The following is a 20,983-nucleotide window of genomic DNA, read 5'->3' as shown; positions in this document are numbered from 1 at the left end:
GGCACCGCCGCAGGCCAAGTGCGGCATGGCCAACCGTTGTGCGGCAGTGCGCGGCATGCGCGCGCCGTCACGCCGGGGTGGGACGTGGCGGTGGGCAGCGGCCGATGGGCGTGGGAAGTGCCCTCGACGCGCTAGCCGAGCCCGGCCTCGCGCAGCCGTCGCCACAGGGTGGTGCGGGAAATGCCCAGTTCGGCGGCCAATCGGGCCCGGTTGCCGTCAAAGCGCGCCAGCAAGCTCGGCAGGCTGTCCGCGCCTGCGGTCGGGGGCGCGCGGGCAGGCACTGCAGCGCCTGCCCGACCCGTGGCGTCCAGTTCCGGCAGCCACGCCAGCATCGTCGCTGCTGACAATGCGCCGCGCTCGGGCGGCCAGTGGATGCGCAGGCGATCGACCATGTTGCGCAGTTCGCGCACGTTGCCCGGCCACGGGTACTCGCGCAGCCGTGCCAGCGCCTCCACCGACAGCGGTGCATCGGTGCCGGCCAACTGGCGGAAGAAGTGGGCGACCAGCAGCGGGACATCCTCGTGGCGTTCGTGCAGGGTCGGCAGCGCGATCCGCAACGCAGCCAGGCGGTAGTAGAGATCGCGGCGGAAGCGCTGCGCGTCCACCAGCGTCTCCAGGGTCTGCAGCGTGGCGGCCACCACGCGCACGTCCACCGCAGTCGGCTCGGTAGCGCCCACGCGCAGTACTTCGCGTTCTTCCAGCACCCGCAACAGCCGGGTCTGCAGCGGCAGCGGCAGTTCGCCGATCTCATCGAGGAACAGGGTGCCGCCCTCGGCGGCTTCTACCAGGCCGACGCGCCCGCCGCGCCGGGCGCCGGTGAACGCCCCTTCGTTGTAACCGAACAGCTCCGCTTCCAGCAGGGATTCGCTGATCGCCCCGCAGTTCAGTGCGACGAAGCGGCCCCGGCGGCCACTGGCGGCATGCAGTTGCCGCGCCACCAGTTCCTTGCCGGTGCCGGTGGCGCCGGTGATCAGCACGGTGCTGTCGTAGGGCGCATACAGTGCGATGCGCTCGCGCACCTGCTGCATCGCTGCGCTGTCACCGAGCAGGGCGTGGTCGGTATCGCGCGGCCTGGCCGGTGCCCGCCGCCGTGGTGATGGCGCGCCGGAGCGGGCCAGGGTCTGGGTCAGCTCCAGCGCGTGTTCGAACGCGTGCCGTACTGAATCGGCCGAGTACAGCAGCACCCCGGGCAGGCCCACCTGCTCGGCATGGTCGATGGCCATGCCGGTGCCCACGATCACTTCGATGCCGTTGGCGCGCAGGTCGGCGATGCAGTCGCGCGCGTCTTCGCGGGTGACGAAGCGGCGATGTTCTATGTCCAGCCCGAAGCTGTGTTGGAAGCTGCCGAAGGTCGGCACGTCGGTGGCATGGGTGACCAGGCCGATCCGCGGGGCGATCCGGCGCGCGCGCGCCAGCGCTTCCATCAGGTCGAAACCGTTGGCCTGGATCGGCACCAGCGGCACCTCCAGCCGGCTGCGCAGGTAGGCCGCATTCGAGCCGCCGGCGATCACCACGTCGCAGTGTTCGCGGCGCAGGCGCTGGCCGATCACATCCACCGCCTCCTCGAAGCCAAGGTTGATCGGCACGATGCGTGCGCGGCGGTCGAACTCCGGGATCACATCGCCGAGCAGCCCGGTCAGGCGCGACACGCTGACGGTCCAGATCACCGGAAGCTGGCCGGCATCCGGGTCAGACAGGCGGGAACGGTGGCGGGGCAGGCTGATCGACATGGCGATGTTTCAATGTTTCAGTTGCAGCCATGGTACAGATGTTTCAATGTTTCAAGGTGAAACGCCTCGGTCACGGTGATGTCGCAATGAAATCAGACACTTGCAAGCTGGCACGGCCCTTGCGCCTGTCACCCCGTCAACCACGATGGAATGCCGCATGAGCACCCCTGTTTCCTCCGCTGGCGCCCGGTTCCGCGCCGCCCTGGCTGCCGAATCGCCGTTGCAGGTGATCGGCGCGATCAACGCCAACCACGCCCTGCTGGCCCAGCGCGCCGGCTACCGGGCGATCTACCTGTCCGGCGGCGGCGTCGCGGCCGGCTCGCTGGGCCTGCCGGACCTGGGCATCAACACCCTGGAGGACGTATTGATCGACGTGCGCCGCATCACCGATGTGTGCGACCTGCCGCTGATGGTGGACATCGACACCGGCTTCGGGCCGAGCGCGTTCAACATCGCGCGCACCGTGAAGTCGTTGATCAAGGCCGGCGCGGCGGCCTGCCATATCGAGGACCAGGTCGGCGCCAAGCGCTGTGGCCACCGCCCCGGCAAGGAAATCGTCACCCAGGGCGAGATGGTCGACCGGGTCAAGGCCGCCGCCGATGCCAAGACCGACCCGGACTTCTTCCTGATCGCGCGTACCGACGCCATCCAGGTGGACGGGGTGGACGCGGCCATCGAGCGCGCCATCGCCTGCGTGGAGGCCGGCGCCGACGGCATCTTCGCCGAGGCTGCCTATGACCTGGCCACCTATCGCCGCTTCGTCGACGCGGTGAAGGTGCCGGTGCTGGCCAACATCACCGAGTTCGGCAAGACACCGCTGTTCACCCGCGATGAACTGGCCTCGGCCGGCGTCGCCATCCAGCTGTTCCCGCTGTCTGCGTTCCGCGCCGCCAACAAGGCCGCCGAGAACGTGTATGCGACCATCCGCCGCGACGGCCACCAGCGTAATGTGGTCGATGCGATGCAGACGCGCGAAGAACTGTACGACCGTATCGGCTACCACGCCTTCGAGCAGCAGCTCGACGCGCTGTTCGCCGCCAAGAAGTAACCCGGCACCATTTGTTTTCTGGAGGGATCATGAGCGAAGCAACCACCGCCCCCGGCTTCAAGCCGAAGAAATCCGTCGCCCTGTCCGGCACCGCTGCGGGCAACACCGCGCTGTGCACGGTGGGCCGCAGTGGCAACGACCTGCACTACCGCGGCTATGACATCCTGGACCTGGCCAACACCAGCGAGTTCGAGGAGATCGCCCACCTGCTGGTGCATGGCAAGCTGCCCACCCGCGCCGAGCTGGTGGCGTACAAGGCCAAGCTGAAGTCGCTGCGCGGCATCCCGGCCGCGGTCAAGGCCGCGCTGGAAGAGCTGCCGCCGTCGGCGCACCCGATGGACGTGATGCGTACCGGCGTGTCGGTGCTCGGCTGCGTGTCGCCGGAGAAGGACGACCACAACCACCCCGGCGCGCGCGACATCGCCGACAAGCTGATGGCCTGCCTCGGCTCGATGCTGCTGTACTGGTACCACTGGAGCCACAACGGCCGCGCCATCGACGTGGAAACCGACGACGACTCCATCGGCGGCCACTTCCTGCACCTGCTGCATGGCGAAAAGCCGCAGGATTCGTGGGTGAAGGCGATGCACACCTCGCTGATCCTGTACGCCGAGCACGAGTTCAACGCCTCCACCTTCGCCTGCCGCGTCATCGCCGGCACCGGCAGCGACATGTACAGCTGCATCACCGGCGGCATCGGCGCGCTGCGTGGCCCCAAGCACGGTGGCGCCAATGAAGTGGCCTTCGAAGTGCAGAAGCGCTATGACAGCCCCGATGACGCCGAGGCCGACATCAAGGCCCGCGTCGAGCGCAAGGAAGTGGTGATCGGCTTCGGCCATCCGGTGTATACGGTCAGCGATCCGCGCAACAACGTGATCAAGGAAGTGGCGCGCGAGCTGTCGGCCGAGCAGCAGAACGTGAAGATGTTCGACATCGCCGAGCGCCTGGAAACGGTGATGTGGGACATCAAGAAGATGTTCCCGAACCTGGACTGGTTCAGCGCGGTCAGCTACCACATGATGGGCGTGCCGACGGCGATGTTCACCCCGCTGTTCGTCATCGCGCGCACCTCCGGCTGGAGCGCGCACATCATCGAACAGCGCATCGACGGCAAGATCATCCGCCCCAGCGCCAACTACACCGGTCCGGAAGACCAGGCCTTCGTGCCGATCGACCAGCGCAGGTAAGACCGACGTACCGCACCCGTTCGCGGGTGCTTTGCGGAACAGGCCGGCGCGATGCCGGTCTGCTCCGTTGCGGCGTCGCTACTCCTTCTTTGCCGGTGTCACGACGCCCCGGCCCGCCAACAAGCAGCTATCGCCAGCCATGAATACTCAGTACCGCAAGAACCTCCCCGGCACGTCGCTGGACTATTTCGATACCCGCGCCGCCGTCGATGCCCTCCAGCCCGGTGCCTATGCCACGCTGCCGTATACCTCGCGCGTGCTGGCCGAAAACCTGGTGCGCCGCTGCGACCCGGCCACGCTGGAGCCCTCGCTGCGCCAGCTGATCGAGCGCCGCCAGGACCTGGATTTCCCGTGGTTCCCGGCACGCGTGGTGTGCCATGACATTCTCGGCCAGACCGCCCTGGTCGATCTGGCCGGCCTGCGCGACGCCATCGCCGATGCCGGCGGTGACCCGGCGCAGATCAATCCGGTGGTCCCGACCCAGCTGATCGTCGATCACTCGCTGGCGGTGGAATTCCCGGGCTTCGACAAGGCGGCGTTCGAGAAGAACCGCGCCGTCGAGGACCGCCGCAATGAAGACCGGTTCCACTTCATCAACTGGACCAAGAAGGCGTTCAAGAACGTCGACGTGATTCCGCCGGGCAACGGGATCATGCACCAGATCAACCTGGAGAAGATGTCGCCGGTGGTGCAGGTGCGCGATGGCGTGGCCTTCCCCGATACCTGCGTGGGCACGGACAGCCATACCCCGCACGTGGACGCCCTGGGCGTCATCGCCATCGGCGTGGGCGGCCTGGAAGCGGAGAGCGTGATGCTCGGCCGTGCCTCGTGGATGCGCCTGCCCGACATCATCGGCGTGGAACTCACCGGCCGCCCGCAGCCGGGCATCACCTGCACCGACGTGGTGCTGGCGCTGACCGAGTTCCTGCGCAAGGAGCGTGTGGTCGGTGCATGGATCGAGTTCTACGGCGAGGGCGCCAATGCGCTGACCATTGGCGATCGCGCCACCATTTCCAACATGACGCCGGAGTTCGGCGCCACCGCGGCGATGTTCTACATCGACCAGCAGACCCTGGATTACCTTCGCCTGACCGGCCGCGAAGACGCCCAGGTTGCCCTGGTGGAAACCTACGCCAAGGCCACCGGCCTGTGGGCCGACGATCTGGTCACCGCGCAGTACGAGCGCGTGTTGCAGTTCGACCTGTCCACCGTGGTGCGCAACATGGCCGGCCCGTCCAACCCGCACAAGCGCGTGGCGACCACCGACCTGGCCGCCCGCGGCATCGCCGACGAAGGCAAGCTGGCCTCGGGCAAGCTGGAACAGGCCGATGGCCTGATGCCCGACGGCGCGGTGATCATCGCCGCGATCACCAGCTGCACCAACACCAGCAACCCGCGCAACGTGATCTCCGCCGCCTTGCTGGCGCGCAACGCCAACCGCGCCGGCCTGACCCGCAAGCCGTGGGTGAAGAGTTCGCTGGCGCCCGGTTCCAAGGCGGTGCAGCTGTATCTGGAAGAAGCCGGCCTGCTGACCGAACTGGAGCAGATGGGCTTTGGCATCGTCGCCTTCGCCTGCACCACCTGCAACGGCATGAGCGGCGCGCTGGACCCGAAGATCCAGCAGGAAGTGATCGACCGCGACCTGTATGCCACCGCCGTTCTCTCGGGCAACCGCAACTTCGATGGCCGCATCCACCCGTACGCCAAGCAGGCGTTCCTGGCCTCGCCGCCGCTGGTGGTGGCCTACGCGATCGCCGGCACCGTGCGCTTCGACATCGAGAAGGATGCGCTCGGCCACGACGCCGACGGCCACCCGATCACGCTGAAGGACCTGTGGCCGAGCGACGCCGAGATCGATGCAGTGGTCAAGGCCTGCGTCAAGCCGGAGCAGTTCCGCAAGGTCTACGACCCGATGTTCACCTTCAAGGTGGAACACGGTGCACCGATCAGCCCGCTGTACGACTGGCGCCCGCAGAGCACCTACATCCGCCGCCCGCCGTATTGGGAAGGTGCGCTGGCCGGTGCCCGCAGCCTGACCGGCATGCGCCCGCTGGCGGTGCTCGGCGACAACATCACCACCGACCACCTGTCGCCGTCCAACGCGATCATGGCCAGCAGCGCGGCCGGCGAATACCTGGCGAAGATGGGCCTGCCCGAGGAAGACTTCAATTCCTACGCGACCCACCGCGGCGACCACCTCACCGCGCAGCGGGCGACGTTTGCCAACCCGAAGCTGATCAACGAGATGGCCGTGGTCGATGGCCAGGTCAAGCATGGGTCGCTGGCGCGCGTGGAGCCGGAAGGCGAGGTCACCCGCATGTGGGAAGCGATCGAAACCTACATGGAGCGCAAGCAGCCGCTGATCATCATCGCCGGTGCCGACTATGGCCAGGGCAGTTCGCGCGACTGGGCCGCCAAGGGCGTGCGCCTGGCCGGCGTGGAGGCGATCGCGGCCGAAGGCTTTGAGCGGATCCACCGCACCAACCTGATCGGCATGGGCGTGTTGCCGCTGGAGTTCAAGGAAGGCGTCAACCGCAAGACGCTGGGCATCGACGGTACCGAAACCTTCGACGTGCTGGGCGAGCGCGTGCCGCGCGCCGAGCTGACCCTGGTCATCCATCGCCGCAACGGGGAACAACTGCGGGTGCCGGTCACCTGCCGTCTGGATACCGCTGAAGAGGTCTCCATCTACGAGGCGGGCGGCGTGCTGCAGCGGTTCGCCCAGGACTTCCTGGAATCGGCGCAGGTCGCCTGATTCCCTCCGCATCACGACGGCCCGGCGACGGGCCGTCTTTCCATCAGGACTTCGACATGGCGTTTCTCCCCCAGCTCCGCATCCCCGCCACCTACCTGCGCGGGGGCACCAGCAAAGGTGTCTTCTTCAGGCTGACCGACCTGCCTGCCGCTGCGCAGGTGCCTGGCCCGGCGCGCGATGCCCTGCTGATGCGCGTGATCGGCTCGCCGGACCCGTATGCCAAGCACACCGACGGCATGGGCGGGGCCACCTCCAGCACCAGCAAGTGCGTCATCATCGCCGCCGCGTCGGTGCCGGCGCATGACGTGGACTACCTGTACGGCCAGGTCGCGATCGAGACCGCGTTCGTGGACTGGAGCGGCAACTGCGGCAACCTCAGCACCGCGGTCGGCCCGTTCGCGATCAGCAACGGGTTCATCGACCCGGCGCGCATCCCGCACAACGGCACCTGCACGGTACGCATCTGGCAGGCCAACATCGGCAAGACCATTCTGGCGCACGTGCCGATCGTGGATGGCCAGGTGCAGGAAAGCGGTGATTTCGAGCTGGACGGGGTGACCTTCCCGGCCGCGGAGATCCAGCTGGAGTTCCTCGATCCCTCCGACGATGGCGAAGGCGAGGGCGGGTCGATGTTCCCCACCGGCAACCTGGTGGACACCCTGGACGTGCCCGGCGTGGGCAGCTTCCCGGTGACGATGATCACCGCCGGCATTCCCACCATCTTCCTCAACGCCGCCGACCTGGGCTACACCGGTACCGAGCTGCAGCCGGCGATCAACGAGGACAAGGCCGCGCTGGCCCGCTTCGAAGCGATCCGCGCGCACGGCGCGGTGCGCATGGGCCTGATCGACCGCATCGACCAGGCCGCTACCCGCCAGCACACGCCCAAGGTGGCCTTCGTCGCCCCGGCCCAGGACTACGTGTCCTCCAGCGGCAAGCAGATTGCCGCCGGCGCGATCGACCTGCACGCCCGCGCGCTGTCGATGGGCAAGCTGCACCACGCGATGATGGGCACGGCGGCGGTGGCGATCGGCACGGCGGCGGCGATCCCGGGCACGCTGGTCAACCTGGCCGCGGGCGGTGGCGCGCGCGAGGCGGTCACCTTCGGGCATCCCTCCGGCACGCTGCGGGTGGGCGCCGAAGCGCGCCTCGTTGACGGTCAGTGGACGGTCACCAAGGCCATCATGAGCCGCAGTGCGCGCGTCTTGATGGAAGGCGCAGTGCGGGTACCCGCCGACACGCTATAGCTTCAACAGGAGATCACGATGTCCGGTCACGACCGCAACGCGAACCAGCGGCCGCCGTGGGATGCGGTCATGACCGACATCGTCGACTACGTGCGCGACTACCGGGTGGAGTCGCCGCTGGCCTACACCACCGCGCGCCACTGCCTGATCGATTCGCTGGGCTGTGGCCTGGCCGCGCTCGCGTTCCCGGCCTGCAGCAAACTGCTTGGACCGCTGGTGCCCGGGATGCGCGTGGTCAACGGCGCGCGCGTGCCGGGAACCCGCTTCGAGCTGGACCCGGTGCAGGGCGCCTTCAACATCGGCGCGATGGTGCGCTGGCTGGATTTCAACGACACCTGGCTGGCCGCCGAATGGGGCCATCCGTCCGACAACCTGGGCGGCATCCTGGCCACCGCCGACTGGCTCAGCCGTAACGCCGAGGCATTGCGGCGACCGCCGCTGACCATGCGTGACGTGCTGGCCGCGATGGTCAAGGCGCATGAAATCCAGGGCTGCCTGGCGCTGGAGAACGCCTTCAACCGGGTCGGGCTGGATCACGTGGTGCTGGTCAAGGTTGCCTCCACCGCCGTGGTGGCGCACCTGCTCGGCCTGGACCGCGAACGCATGCTCAACGCGGTCTCGCTGGCCTGGGTCGACGGCCAGTCGCTGCGCACCTACCGCCACGCGCCCAACACCGGCTCGCGCAAGAGCTGGGCGGCCGGGGATGCGACCAGCCGCGCGGTGCGGCTGTCGTTGATGGCTGCAGCCGGCGAGATGGGGTACCCCAGCGCGCTCACCGCGCCCACCTGGGGCTTTTACGACGTCTCCTTCGGCGGCCAGCCGTTCCGCTTCCAGCGCCCCTATGGCAGCTACGTGATGGAGAACGTGCTGTTCAAGATCAGTCATCCGGCCGAGTTCCATGGGCAGACCGCAGTGGAAGCGGCCATGCAGCTGCACGCGCGCATGCGCGCGGCGGGCCGGCGCTGCGAGGACATCGCCCACATCACCCTGCGCACCCAGCAGGCCTGCCTGCGCATCATCGACAAGCCCGGCCCGCTGCATAACCCGGCCGATCGCGACCATTGCGTGCAGTACATGGTGGCCATCGCGCTGATCTTCGGCCGGTTGGTGGCCGAGGACTACGAGGACGATGTCGCCGCTGACCCGCGCATCGATCCGCTGCGCGCGAAGATCACCTGCGTGGAGGAGCCGCGCTACACCGCCGACTACCTGGACCCCGACAAGCGCAGCATCGCCAACGCGCTGGAGGTGGTGTTCGCCGACGGCAGCCACCTCGACGCCGCCGTCGAGTACCCGCTGGGCCACGCCCGCCGCCGCGCCGAAGGCATCCCGCTGCTGGAGGACAAGTTCCGCGCCCACCTGGCCGCCACCTTCCCGACCCGGCAGCAGCGACGCATCCTCGATGCCTCGCTCGACCCGGTGGTGCTGGAGGCGATGCCGGTGCACGACTATGTGGAGTTGTACGTAGCCGGGTAGCGCCGAGCCATGCCCGGCTGCCCGTTGCGAGGCAGGCACCGGGTAGAGCCGAGCCATGCTCGGCTGCTCGTCGCGGGGCAGGAACCGGGTAGAGCCGAGCCATGCTCGGCTGCTCTTGCCGGCCGAGTTCGCGTACGCCGGCCATCCGGCGTGTGCCCGCGTTTCAACCTCGGCGAAGCCGCATCGGTCGGCAGGGGAAAGGCTTCGGGCGGTTTGCCGCGCTGGCGCGCGGCTGCCGAGCATGGCTCGGCACTACCGGTGCGCGTCGGGTGCCCGGGCGACGGCACCGCTCGGTTCCTGGACGCGGGCGGCACCCGGGTAGAGCCGAGCCATGCTCGGCTGCTCTTGCCGGCCGAGTTCGCGTACGCCGGCCATCCGACGTGTGCCCGCGTTTCAACCTCGGCGAAGCCGCATCGGTTGGGTGGGGAAAGGCTTCCGGCGGGTTTCCCGCGCTGGCGCGCGGTTGCCGAGCATGGCTCGGCACTACCGGTGCGCGTCGGGTGCCCGGGTGACGGCACCGCTTGGTTCCTGGACGCGGGCAGGCACCCGGGTAGAGCCGAGCCATGCTCGGCTGCTCCTGCCTGCGGACTTGGCATAGGCCGGACATCCAGCGTCTGCCCGCGTTTCAACCTCGGTAAAGCCGCGTCGGTCGGCTGGGGAAAGGCTTCGGGCGGGTTTCCCGCGCTGGCGCGCGGCTGCCGAGCATGGCTCGGCACTACCGGTGCGCGTCGGGTTGCCCGGGTGACGGTGTCGCTAGGCTGCTGGACGCGGGCATGTACCCGGTAGAGCCGAGCCATGCTCGGCTGCTCTTGCCGGCCGAGTTCGCGTACGCCGGCCATCCGGCGTCTGCCCGCGTTTCAACCTCGGTAAAGCCGCATCGGTCGACAGGGGAAGGCTTCGGGCGGTTTGCCGCGCTGGCGCGCGGTTGCCGAGCATGGCTCGGCACTACCGGTGCGCGTCGGGGTGCCCGGGTGACGGCACCGCTCGGCTGGTTGTCGCGGAAGGTACCCGGGTAGAGCCGAGCCATGCTCGGCTGCTCTTGCCGGTCGAGTTCGCGTACGCCGGCCATCCGGCGTCTGCCCGCGTTTCAACCTCGGTAAAGCCGCATCGGTCGGCAGGGGAAAGGCTTCGGGCGGGTTTGCCGCGCTGGCGCGCGGTTGCCGAGCATGGCTCGGCACTACCGGTGCGCGTCCGGTTCCCCGGGCGACGGCGCCGTTCGGGGCGGCCCGGCCCTTATACTGGCCGCCTTGTTCAAGGAGCGACATCATGGCTATCCGCAGTCGGGTCGGGCAGTGGGGCTGGAAGGGAATCGTGGGGCTGGCGCTGGCCGCCGGCCTGGCCGTCGGTATCGGCGGCTGCAAGCGCAACGAGAGCGGGCAGTTGCCCACACCCTCCGGTGCGCCGATCGCGGCCAAGGCCGAGAAGGTGAGCGGGTTCACCCTGGTGCGGGCCTATCCCGACCAGAAGGGCGACGGCGTCTCGCTGGCGCTGGAATTCTCGCGGCCGCTGGTGGGGACCCAGGACTTCGACAAACTCGTCCGCTTCGCCGAAAAGGTGGGCACCGAGGACAGCAGCTGGACGCTCTCCGATGACGGCCTGACCCTGCGCTACCCGTTCGTGGAGGCGGCCAAGGAATACAACCTGATCGTCTCGCCCGACCTGCTCGCCGCCGACGGTAGCCGGATCGGCAAGGAACTGCGCCAGAAGGTGTTCAGCGGCGAGCTCAAGCCGGTCGCCGGCTTCGCCTCGCAGGGCAGCGTGCTGCCGGCCAAGGACAGCCGCGGCCTGCCGGTGGTGTCGGTGAACGTGCAGGAAGTGGACGTGGAGTTCCTGCGCGTGCGCGAGAAGGAACTGCCGCGCTTCTTCAGCCAATACCAGCGCGGCGGGCGCCGTGGCAGCTGGGAACTGGACAGCGAGTACGGCGACAAGACCCCGATGTCGCAGCTGGCCGAGCCGGTGTACGTCAATCGTTTCGTGCTGGGCGGCAAGCAGAACGAGCGCGTCCTGACCTACCTGCCCACCCAGGACATCAAGGAGCTGCAGGAGCCGGGCCTGTACTTCGCGGTGATGAAGCGCAGCGGCTCGTTCGACAGCGAGTTCGACACCGCCTTCTTCACCGTCAGCGACATCGGCCTGCACACCCGCGCCTACAAGGACAAGCTGTTCGTGCACACCGCCTCGCTGCAGAGTGGCGCGGCGCTGAAGAAAATCGAGCTGCGCATCCTCGATGGCAAGGGCGAGGTGGTGCTCAAGGGCAACACCGATGGCAATGGCAACGCGCTGCTCAATTACACCCTGGACGCGAGCCACGTGCTGATCGCCAGCAGCGGCGCGGACACCTCGATGCTGCCGTTCAACCAGCCCGCGCTGGACCTGAGCGAGTTCGCGGTGGCCGGTCGCGACAATGCCTGGTTCGACGTGTTCGCCTGGTCCGGGCGCGACCTGTACCGCCCCGGTGAAACCGTGCGCATCTCCGCGCTGCTGCGCGACAACGATGGCAAGCCGACCAAACCGCAGCCGGTGTTCCTGCGCCTGAAGCAGCCCGATGGCAAGACCTTCCGCGAGACCCGCCTGCAGCCGGGCGAGCAGGGCTACCTGAGTTTCGAGCAGCTGATCCCGGCCGAAGCGCCGACCGGGCGCTGGCAGGTGGAATTCCGCACCAATCCGGCCAGCAAGGACGCCATCCAGGGCATGACCCTGCGCATCGAGGAGTTCCTGCCCGAGCGCATGAAGCTGGACCTGGACAGCGCGCAGAAGACCCTCAAGCCCGGCGAGCCGCTCAAGCTGATCGCCGATGCGGCCTACCTGTATGGCGCGCCGGCCGACGGCAACCGCTTCACCGCGCGCCTGGCCGTGGCCGCCGAGCAGTCTCCGGTGGAATCGCTGCCGGGCTACTTCTTCGGCGACCCGACCACCGAGCTGCCGCGTGAAGCGCGCGACATCATCGACACCGAATTCCCCGCCGACGGCAAGCTGCGCCAGGACGTGGCCCTGCCCGACGAGGTCAAGCCGACCGCGCCGATCGCGGTGGTGCTGTCCGGCAGCGTGTACGAAACCGGCGGCCGCACCGTCACCCGCACCCTCAAGCGGGTGATGTGGCCGGCGCCGGTGCTGGTGGGCGTGCGCCCGCTGTTCAATCCCGACGACGGCGCCGATGCCAACGGCAACGCCCGCTTCGAGCTGATGCGCGTGGACGCGGGCGGCAAGCCGCAGCCGGCCAAGGGCCTGAAGGTCACCCTGGTGCGCGAGCTGCGCGACTACCACTGGACCTTCAACGACAACCGCTGGGACTACGACTTCACCCGGCGCTTCGAGAACAAGGAAACCCGCACCGTCGATGCCGGCAGTGCGGCGGTGGCCATCGATGTTCCGGTGGAGTGGGGCGAGTACCGCCTGGACGTGTTCGATCCGGGCACCGGGCTGACCAGCCGCTATCCGTTCCGCGCCGGCTGGAGCTGGAACGACGACAACCGTGGCCTGGATGCCCGCCCGGACAAGATCAAGCTGGGCCTGGACAAGACCGGCTACAAGGCCGGCGACACCGTGCGCGTCACCGTCACCCCGCCGCACGCCGGCAAGGGCATCCTGATGGTGGAAAGCGACAAGATGCTGTACGTGCAGGAGATCGACGCCAAGCCGGGCAGCACCTTCGACATCCCGGTCAGTGCCGAGTGGGAACGCCACGACGTCTACATCACCGCGCTGGTGTTCCGTGGCGGCAGCGCGCCCAGCAAGATCACCCCGGCCCGCGCGGTCGGCGTGGTGCACGTCCCGATGGATCGCAAGGCGCGCCAGATCGCGGTGGGCCTGTCGGTGCCCAAGCAGATGCGCCCCGAGCAGACCCTGCCGGTGGCGGTGAGCGCACCGCAGCTGGCGGGCAAGGTCGCGCACGTGACCGTCTCGGCGGTGGACGTGGGCATCCTCAACATCACCCGCTTCCCGGTGCCCGATGCGGCCGGCCACTTCTTCGCGCAGCGGCGCCTGGGCGTGGATGCCTATGACATCTACAGCCGGGTGATCGAGAGCTTCGACGGCAGCAGCGGCAAGCTCAAGTTCGGTGGCGACATGGCGCTGGCGGCGATGCCGCAGGCCAAGCGACCGACTGCGCGGGTGCAGACCGTGGACCTGTTCTCCGGCCCGGTGAAGCTCGATGCCAAGGGCATCGCCCGGATCGCGCTGAAGGTGCCCGATTTCAACGGCACCCTGCGCGTCTCCGCGGTGGTCTACTCCGATGACCAGTACGGCAAGCGCGACATGGAGACCGTGGTGCGCGCGCCGATCCTGGCCGAAGCCAGCATGCCGCGGGTCCTGGCCCCGGGCGACCGCAGCACGGTCACCCTGGATGTGCAGAACTTCACCGGCAAGCCCGGCGAGTTCAAGGTGCAGGTCGATGGCATCGGCCCGCTCACCCTGGGCGAACCCAGCCGCACCCTGCAGCTCAAGGCCGACGCCAAGAGCACGCTGAGCTTCCCGCTGAGCGCACGCGAGGGCTACACCGTGGCCAAGGTGCGGGTGCGGGTGGACGGCAACGGCTTCAAGGTGGACCGCCGCTATGACCTGCCGGTGCGCGCGGCCTGGCCGCAGGTACTGCGTGCGCAGACCCGTACGCTGGACCCGCTGGCGGCCGTGGAGATGGGCACCGGCCTGGCCGATGGCCTGATGGACGACTCGGTGACCGCGCGGATGCTGGTCAGCGCGTTGCCGCCGATCCCGTTTGCCAGCGCGCTCAATGGCGCGTTGAAATACCCCTACGGCTGCGCCGAGCAGACCACCAGCAAGGGGTATGCCGCGCTGATGCTGGACGAGGCGACCTCGGCCATGCTCGGTGCCGACGGCCTGGATGCCAAGAGCCGCCGCGAACGCATGGAAGGCGCGTTCGGCCGGCTGGCGTCGATGCAGGTGGCCAACGGCAACTTCTCGATGTGGGGCGACGACGGCTACGTCAATCCGTGGCTGACCCCGTACATCGCCGAGTTCCTGCTCGATGCCAAGGATGCCGGCTTCGCGGTACCCGATGGGGTGCTGCAGAAGGCATTGAACCGCCTGAGCGAAGACCTGTTGTCCGGCGGCAACCAGTTCTACGGCGAGGACCGCCGCGAGAACCTCAAGTTCGCCAACCAGGCGTATTCCGGTTACGTGCTGGCCCGGGTCAACCGTGCCCCGCTGGGCACGCTGCGCGCGCTGTACGACAACGAGCGTGGCAAGGCGCTGACCGGCCTGCCGCTGGTCCACCTGGGCATCGCGTTGTCGCTGCAGGGCGATCACAAGCGTGGCGATGCCGCCATTGCCGCCGGCTTCGCCAAGCCGAGCAGCGAGCGTCCGCAGTACTTCGGCGACTACGGCAGTGCGGTGCGCGACGATGCGTTGATGATCGCGCTCCTGCACGAGCGCAAGTTGTCCAAGCCGGCCTATGACGCACGCGCGGTCGACCTGGGACGGGCACTGGACGCGCGCCGCAACAGTGGCTGGATGTGGCTGAGCACCCAGGAACAGGTCGCCATCGCGCGCCTGGGCAAGGCGCTGGCGGCCAACCAGAAGAAGCTGGTGTCCGGCGAGCTGGCGGTGGGCGGCGAGGTGGAGGCGATTGCCGCGCGCCGCATGTTCGGGCGCAGCTTCGACTACGCCGCGCTGGCCAAGGGCGTGCGTTTCAGCCCGCAGGGCGAGCCGCCGATGTTCGCCAGCCTGGAAGTGGCCGGCATCCCGCGCACTGCGCCGGAGCCGGACAACCGCCACCTGGGCGTGGAACGCACCTGGTACACCACCGACGGCAAGCCGTGGACGCCGCGCGCGCTCAAGGAAGGCGAGGCGCTCATCGTACGGGTCAGCATCACCCCCAACCTGGACATGCCCGATGCGCTGCTCACCGACCTGCTGCCGGCGGGCCTGGAGATCGAGAACTTCAACCTCGGCGATGCCAAACAGTGGGCCGACGTGGTGGTGGACGGACTCAACGTCAACGACCGCGGCGATGCGGCCACGCTGCGCCACGAGGAGTTCCGCGACGACCGCTACGTGGCCGCGCTGAAGCTGTCCAAGGGCAGCACCGCCAAGGTGTTCTACCTGGTGCGCGCGGTCACCCCGGGCACCTATACCGTGCCGCCGCCGCTGGTGGAGGACATGTATCGCCCCGACCTGCGCGGGGTGGGGCGCAGCAACCCGACCACGCTGACCGTGGTCCAGCCCTGAGCCGGGCGCGGGCCGTCGCTCCGGCGATGGCCCGCACGTTGCCGGCGTCGATGTGATGAAGTCTTTCCTTTCCCCGCGCTTCACCGGTCCTGCGCGGCGCTGGCTGTTGCCTGCGCTGCGGTGGGGCACCGCCGTACTGCTGGCCCTGCTGCTGGTGCTGGACCTGGCGTTCCCGCCGCCGCTGCCCAAGGCGCGCGACACCAGCACGCTGGTGGTGGCGCGCGACGGCACGCCGCTGCGCGCGTTCGCCGACGGCGACGGCGTCTGGCGCTATCCGGCAGCGGCCGACAGCGTCTCCCCGCTGTACCTGCAGGCCTTGCTCAACTATGAAGACCGCTGGTTCTGGCGGCACCCGGGCATCAATCCCTGGGGCATGCTGCGCGCCGGCAAGCAATGGCTGCTGCAGGGCCGGATCGTGTCCGGCGGGTCGACCCTGACCATGCAGGTGGCACGCATCCTGGACCCGCATTCGCGCACGCCGTGGGGCAAGGCCAAGCAGATGCTGCGCGCGGTGCAGCTGGAAGTGCACCTGAGCAAGGCCCAGATCCTGGCGCTGTACCTGGAGCGCGCGCCGTACGGCGGCACCATCGAAGGCGTGGAGGCGGCGAGCTGGGCCTACCTCGGCAAGCCGGCCGCACGCCTGTCCCAGGCCGAGGCCGCGCTGCTGGCGGTGCTGCCACAGGCGCCCAGCCGGCTGCGTCCGGATCGCCACCCCGAAGCGGCGCAGCGCGCCCGCGACAAGGTGCTGGAACGGATGGTGTCGGTGGGCGTGTGGACGCGCGAAGACGTGGATGACGCGCGCATCGAACCCGTGGTCACCCGCGCGTTGCAGCCGCCGCTGCATGCCGCCCTGCTGGCCCAGCGCCTGCGCACGGCACAGCCACGCGCGGCGCGGATCGAAAGCACCCTGGACATCGACCTGCAGCGCACCCTGGAAGAGCGGGTGTCCTCGTATTTCTCGCAGTTGCCCGAGCGCACCTCCGCCGCGCTGCTGGTGGTGGACAACCGCACCCTGGAAGCGCGCGCCTACGTGGGCTCGGTGGCCTTCGGCGACAAGCAGCGGCTGGGCCACGTGGACATGGTGCAGGCCTGGCGATCGCCAGGCTCCACGCTCAAGCCGTTCCTGTACGGGATGGCCCTGGATGACGGGCTGATCCATTCGGAAAGCCTGATGGTGGACGCCCCACAGGCCTTCGGGGGCTACCGCCCGGGCAATTTCGATGCGGCGTTCAACGGCCCGGTGAGTTCGGCCACCGCGTTGCGGCTGTCGCTCAACGTGCCGGCGGTGGACCTGCTGGACCGGGTCGGCTCGGCACGCTTTGCCGCGCGGCTGTCGCATGCCGGCATCAACCTTCGGTTCCCGCACGGCAGTGCGCCCAACCTGTCGCTGATCCTGGGCGGCACCGGCGCGCGGCTGGAGGACCTGGTCGGCGCATTTGCCGCATTCAACCGCAACGGCATCGCCGGGCGCGTGCGCTACACCGCGGCCGATCCGGTGATCGAACGCCGGCTGATGTCGCCGGGTGCGGCCTGGATTACCCGCGAGGTGCTCGAATCCAATCCGCGCCCCGGCTACGGCAGCGGCACCTTCGATGTGACCGGGCGCCCGCGCGTGGCCTGGAAGACCGGCACCAGCTACGGCTACCGCGACGCGTGGGCGATCGGCGGCACCCGTCACTACACGGTGGGCGTGTGGGTGGGACGGCCGGATGGCACGCCGCTGCCGGGGCAGTACGGCGCGGTGACCGCGTTGCCGTTGATGTTCGAGGTGGTGGACAGCCTGCCACGCCAGGCCGGCGATGCCAGCGCGGCGGCGACGCCGGCGAACGTGACCCGCGAGACGATCTGCTGGCCGACCGGTGAACTCGCCGAACGCACCGAAGACGCGCTATGCCAGCGTCGCCTGGATGCCTTCATCCTGGACGGTGTGGTGCCACCGACGTTTGCCGAGCGCGATGCGCGCCTGTGGCAGCCCGGCCGCCAGCGCTTCAACGTGGATGCACGCACCGGGTTGCGGCTGTCGCCGGATTGCCGCCTCCCGCATGAGATCGAGACGCGCGAGATCGCGCGCTGGCCCGCCTTGCTGTCGCCCTGGCTGCCGCAGGCGCAGCGGCATGCGGCGCAGTTGCCGGCGCTGTCGCCGGACTGCAGCGACGATGGCCGCGAGAGCGGTGGCAGCCTGCACATCGATGGCCTCAACGACCGCGCCACGCTGGCGCGCGCGCCCAATGCCGAACACGGCGTGCGCCTGCAGTTGCGAGCGTTGGGCAATGACAACAGCGTGGACTGGTTGCTGGACGGGCGCTGGATCGCGCGTACCGAAGGCGCGCGCCTGTTCCAGCGTGACTTCGAGGAAGTGGGCGAGCATACGCTCACCGCACTGGCCGCCGATGGCGCCTGGACCCAGGTGCGGTTCCGCATCCTGCGCTGACGTGCCCGCCGCAGGTCACGCGCTAGGGCCGGCCAACGGCCGGCACCAGCGTTCCGGGGTGCCGCGGGGCTGTGATCGCGGGGTTATTCCCCGATCCACCCATCCAGCAGGTCGGCGAACTCGTCGGCGTGTTCCTCTTCCTGCGCCAGGATCTCTTCGAGGATGCGCTTGGTGGTGGTGTCCTTGTCGCCCACGAAGTTGATCATCTCGCGATAGCTGTCGATGGCGATGCGTTCGGCGATCAGGTTCTCGCGGACCATGTCGCGCAGGTCCTTGCCTTCCTTGTACTCGGCATGCGAGCGCGCGGTCAGCGTGGCCGGGTTGAGGTCCGGTTCGCCACCGAGCTGGACGATGCGTTCGGCCAGCTTGCCGGCGTGCGCCTGCTCCTGCTGGGCGTGCTCGAGGAACTCGGCCTTGACCGCGTCGGCGAGCATGCCCTTGGCCATGAAATAGTGGCGGTAGTAACGCAGCACGCACACGTACTCGGTGGCCAGGGCATCGTTGAGCAGCTTGATCACCGCCTGGCGATCGGCGGTGTAGCTGTCGGTGATCGCACCATCCTCGATGTCCTTGCGCGCCTTGGCGCGCAGCGTGGCGGTATCGCTGATGCCCGGCGGCCGTGCGGCGTCCTGGGCGGGGTGGTCGTTGGCGGCGGGTTGCGGAGTGTGCTTGGCTGGCTTTGACATGGCTGGCCGGGTTCCTTTGTTGCGTGGGTTCAGCTGGGCAGATGCGCCAGCACGTAAGTTGCCGAGGACACCTCGAACTGGCCGGGGTCCTCGATGAAGGCCTGCCGCACCACGCCGTCCTCGACATACAGCGCGAAGCGGCGCGAGCGCAGGCCCATTCCCGAGCTGCTGGCATCCATTTCCAGGCCGAGCGCGCGGGTCAATTCACCATTGCCGTCGGACAGCAGCTGCAGGCCATCGGGTACATGCTGGCTTTCGCCCCAGGCCTTCATCACGAACGGATCGTTGACCGCCATGCAGAACACGTCGATACCGCGATGGCGGAAATCGGCGAAGTGCTCCACATAGCCGGGCAGGTGGCGGGCCGAACAGGTCGGGGTGAACGCGCCGGGTACCGCGAACAGCACCGCGCGGCGGCCGTCGAACAGGGCATGGGTATCGATGGTCTCCATGCCCTCGCGGATACGCTTGAGGGTGACTTCGGGAATGCGGTCGCCTGCTTGGATGGTCATGCGGACTCCTTGGACGCGCCCAGCGTAGTGAGCGGGGTGGGATGGCGGCGTCAAAACGTTGAAAACCGGTGCTGCAGACCCATGTCAACGGCAACGCGGTGCAGCAGGGGCCAGCATGGGCGCCCTGCGGCGTGGGCGCATTGCGCAGGATCATGCCGGGGCGTCACGGCACGGCCGGCGCCAGCCGCTAGAATTGTCGGGACGGTGCCCGCCGGCGCGGGCGACCGAACTTATTCGAGGTGTATCGATGGAATTCAAGGACTACTACGCCACGCTCGGGGTGGAACCGAGCGCGGGCGACGCGGAAATCAAGACCGCCTACCGCCGGCTGGCGCGCAAGTACCATCCCGACGTCAGCAAGGAGGCCGGCGCGGAAGACAAGTTCAAGGCCGTCAACGAGGCCTATGAAGCGCTGCGCGACCCGCAGAAGCGCGCCGCCTACGACCAGCTCAAGGCGCAGGGCTACCGGCCCGGCGAGGAGTTCCATGCGCCGCCGAACTACGGCGGCGGGCAGGGCTTCGACTATGAGGAAGTGTTTGGCGGCGGGGCCGGCGGTGGCGGCTTCAGCGACTTTTTCGAGAGCCTGTTCGCGCGCCAGCGCGGCGGTGGCGGCCGCGCCAGTGGTTTCGGCGGCGCCAGCCAGGGCCCGCAGCCCACCCGCGACACCCGCGCCAAGCTGTCGGTGCCACTGGAGGCCGCCCACCAGGGTGACAGCCTGCGCATCAACGTCAACGGCAAGCAGCTGGATGTGCGCGTGCCCAAGGGCATCCGCCCGGGCCAGGTGATCCGCCTGACCGGGCAGGGCACCGGCGGCGGCAACCTGCTGCTGGAAGTGGAGTACGCCGAGCACCCGCAGTTCGAGGTGGACGGCCGCAACATCCTGTACACCCTGCAGGTGACGCCGTGGCAGGCCGCACTCGGCACCAGCATCAGCGTGCCCACGCTGGGTGGCTCGGTGGAGTTGAAGGTGCCGGCCGAGTCCGATGCCGGGCGCAAGCTGCGCCTGCGTGGGCGGGGCCTGCCGGGCAATCCCGACGGCGACCAGATCGTCGAACTGGAAATCGTGGCCCCGGCGCCCACCGAAGAAGCGCAGAAAAAGGCCTACAAGGCGCTGGCCAAGGCATTTGGCGAGAAGGTCTGATTGACGGGCGTACCGGCCAACGGTCGGTACGTGCCGCAGGTGGGTACCGGCCGACGGCGGGTACCTGCGGGCGCTGCATGCCGACCCGGCGTCGGCATGCGGCGCGCCGCGGCGCTTACGGCGCCGGCGGTTCCTGGTTGCTGAAGACCCGCTCCAGCACCTCGGACAGCTCGTCCTCGGAGAACGGCTTGGTGATGTAGGCCTTGGCGCCCTGGCGCATGCCCCACATGCGGTCGGTGTCCTGGTCCTTGGTGGTCACCAGGATCACCGGGATGTGCTTGGTGCTGGCATCGCGGGCCAGCGTGCGGGTGGCCTGGAAACCGTTGAGGTTGGGCATCACCACATCCATCAGCACCAGGTCCGGCAGCTGCGCCTTGGCCGCTTCCACGCCGGCCGCACCATCGGTGGCGGTCAGGATCTGGTGCCCGAGCTTTTCGACGATGCGCTGTATCCCCAGCAGCTGCGACGGTGAATCGTCGACGATCAGAATGCGTGCCATGTTGTTCCCCATGTGATGCCCAGCAGTGTAGTGCTGCGCGCGCATGGCCGGGAAGCTCCCGGCCTGCCGTCCGTCGCCTGCCTGC

12 protein-coding genes are annotated in these 20,983 nt (G+C 68.7%); 8 read left to right on the top strand and 4 right to left on the bottom strand.

Annotated elements, in window-relative coordinates; translation table 11 throughout:
• Nucleotides 1–131: 131 nt before the first annotated feature.
• A complete protein-coding gene (gene prpR, locus AC1DGC_RS03360) occupies nt 132–1,730 on the bottom strand; it encodes a propionate catabolism operon regulatory protein PrpR (RefSeq protein ID WP_478047207.1) in 1,599 nt (532 codons plus the stop codon).
• Between the two features lie 157 nt (nt 1,731–1,887).
• Between prpR and prpB the strand changes: the two genes are divergently transcribed.
• The 7 genes from prpB (at nt 1,888) to pbpC (ending at nt 18,060) form a co-directional block, all read left to right on the top strand.
• Complete coding sequence (prpB, locus tag AC1DGC_RS03355; RefSeq protein ID WP_259206207.1) at nt 1,888–2,778, top strand: methylisocitrate lyase; 891 nt, start codon at nt 1,888–1,890, stop codon at nt 2,776–2,778.
• Nucleotides 2,779–2,807: 29 nt separating this feature from the next.
• Nucleotides 2,808–3,965 (top strand): bifunctional 2-methylcitrate synthase/citrate synthase, encoded by a 1,158-nt coding sequence (prpC, locus tag AC1DGC_RS03350; RefSeq protein ID WP_259206206.1) that lies wholly within the window; start codon nt 2,808–2,810, stop codon nt 3,963–3,965.
• A 139-nt stretch (nt 3,966–4,104) separates the two neighbouring features.
• On the top strand, nt 4,105–6,720 hold the full coding sequence (gene acnD / locus AC1DGC_RS03345; protein WP_478047206.1) for a Fe/S-dependent 2-methylisocitrate dehydratase AcnD: 2,616 nt from the start codon (nt 4,105–4,107) through the stop codon (nt 6,718–6,720).
• Nucleotides 6,721–6,776: 56 nt separating this feature from the next.
• The gene (prpF, locus tag AC1DGC_RS03340; RefSeq protein ID WP_478047205.1) at nt 6,777–7,967 is read left to right on the top strand and encodes a 2-methylaconitate cis-trans isomerase PrpF; all 1,191 of its coding nucleotides are present in this window, start codon (nt 6,777–6,779) and stop codon (nt 7,965–7,967) included.
• 18 nt (nt 7,968–7,985) lie between these two features.
• Nucleotides 7,986–9,443, top strand: a complete 1,458-nt coding sequence (locus AC1DGC_RS03335; protein ID WP_259206200.1) for a bifunctional 2-methylcitrate dehydratase/aconitate hydratase — start codon at nt 7,986–7,988, stop codon at nt 9,441–9,443.
• A gap of 1,266 nt (nt 9,444–10,709) precedes the next feature.
• Nucleotides 10,710–15,629, top strand: a complete 4,920-nt coding sequence (locus AC1DGC_RS03330) for an alpha-2-macroglobulin family protein (RefSeq protein WP_478047204.1) — start codon at nt 10,710–10,712, stop codon at nt 15,627–15,629.
• A gap of 55 nt (nt 15,630–15,684) precedes the next feature.
• On the top strand, nt 15,685–18,060 hold the full coding sequence (gene pbpC, locus AC1DGC_RS03325) for a penicillin-binding protein 1C (RefSeq protein ID WP_478047203.1): 2,376 nt from the start codon (nt 15,685–15,687) through the stop codon (nt 18,058–18,060).
• A gap of 83 nt (nt 18,061–18,143) precedes the next feature.
• On the opposite strand, the gene AC1DGC_RS03320 is transcribed toward pbpC, so the two are convergent.
• Nucleotides 18,144–18,746, bottom strand: a complete 603-nt coding sequence (locus AC1DGC_RS03320) for a ferritin-like domain-containing protein (protein ID WP_259206194.1) — start codon at nt 18,744–18,746, stop codon at nt 18,144–18,146.
• Nucleotides 18,747–18,775: 29 nt separating this feature from the next.
• Nucleotides 18,776–19,258, bottom strand: a complete 483-nt coding sequence (locus AC1DGC_RS03315; protein ID WP_259206190.1) for a peroxiredoxin — start codon at nt 19,256–19,258, stop codon at nt 18,776–18,778.
• Between the two features lie 247 nt (nt 19,259–19,505).
• Between AC1DGC_RS03315 and AC1DGC_RS03310 the strand changes: the two genes are divergently transcribed.
• A complete protein-coding gene (locus AC1DGC_RS03310) occupies nt 19,506–20,399 on the top strand; it encodes a DnaJ C-terminal domain-containing protein (RefSeq protein ID WP_259206188.1) in 894 nt (297 codons plus the stop codon).
• Nucleotides 20,400–20,514: 115 nt separating this feature from the next.
• On the opposite strand, the gene pilH is transcribed toward AC1DGC_RS03310, so the two are convergent.
• Nucleotides 20,515–20,898: a twitching motility response regulator PilH gene (gene pilH, locus AC1DGC_RS03305; protein WP_259206187.1), complete on the bottom strand. Its 384-nt coding sequence runs from the start codon at nt 20,896–20,898 to the stop codon at nt 20,515–20,517.
• Nucleotides 20,899–20,983: the final 85 nt, after the last annotated feature.

It is taken from the genome of Stenotrophomonas sp. 05N37 (assembly GCF_056397365.1).
This window is presented reverse-complemented; position numbering and strand designations above follow the sequence as displayed.

Bases quoted from the DNA above. Each gene is read 5' to 3' on its own strand.
- prpR (WP_478047207.1), bottom strand. From the start codon at position 1,730: ATGTCGATCAGCCTGCCCCGCCACCGTTCCCGCCTGTCTGACCCGGAT.
- prpB (WP_259206207.1), top strand. From the start codon at position 1,888: ATGAGCACCCCTGTTTCCTCCGCTGGCGCCCGGTTCCGCGCCGCCCTG.
- prpC (WP_259206206.1), top strand. From the start codon at position 2,808: ATGAGCGAAGCAACCACCGCCCCCGGCTTCAAGCCGAAGAAATCCGTC.
- acnD (WP_478047206.1), top strand. From the start codon at position 4,105: ATGAATACTCAGTACCGCAAGAACCTCCCCGGCACGTCGCTGGACTAT.
- prpF (WP_478047205.1), top strand. From the start codon at position 6,777: ATGGCGTTTCTCCCCCAGCTCCGCATCCCCGCCACCTACCTGCGCGGG.
- AC1DGC_RS03335 (WP_259206200.1), top strand. From the start codon at position 7,986: ATGTCCGGTCACGACCGCAACGCGAACCAGCGGCCGCCGTGGGATGCG.
- AC1DGC_RS03330 (WP_478047204.1), top strand. From the start codon at position 10,710: ATGGCTATCCGCAGTCGGGTCGGGCAGTGGGGCTGGAAGGGAATCGTG.
- pbpC (WP_478047203.1), top strand. From the start codon at position 15,685: ATGAAGTCTTTCCTTTCCCCGCGCTTCACCGGTCCTGCGCGGCGCTGG.
- AC1DGC_RS03320 (WP_259206194.1), bottom strand. From the start codon at position 18,746: ATGTCAAAGCCAGCCAAGCACACTCCGCAACCCGCCGCCAACGACCAC.
- AC1DGC_RS03315 (WP_259206190.1), bottom strand. From the start codon at position 19,258: ATGACCATCCAAGCAGGCGACCGCATTCCCGAAGTCACCCTCAAGCGT.
- AC1DGC_RS03310 (WP_259206188.1), top strand. From the start codon at position 19,506: ATGGAATTCAAGGACTACTACGCCACGCTCGGGGTGGAACCGAGCGCG.
- pilH (WP_259206187.1), bottom strand. From the start codon at position 20,898: ATGGCACGCATTCTGATCGTCGACGATTCACCGTCGCAGCTGCTGGGG.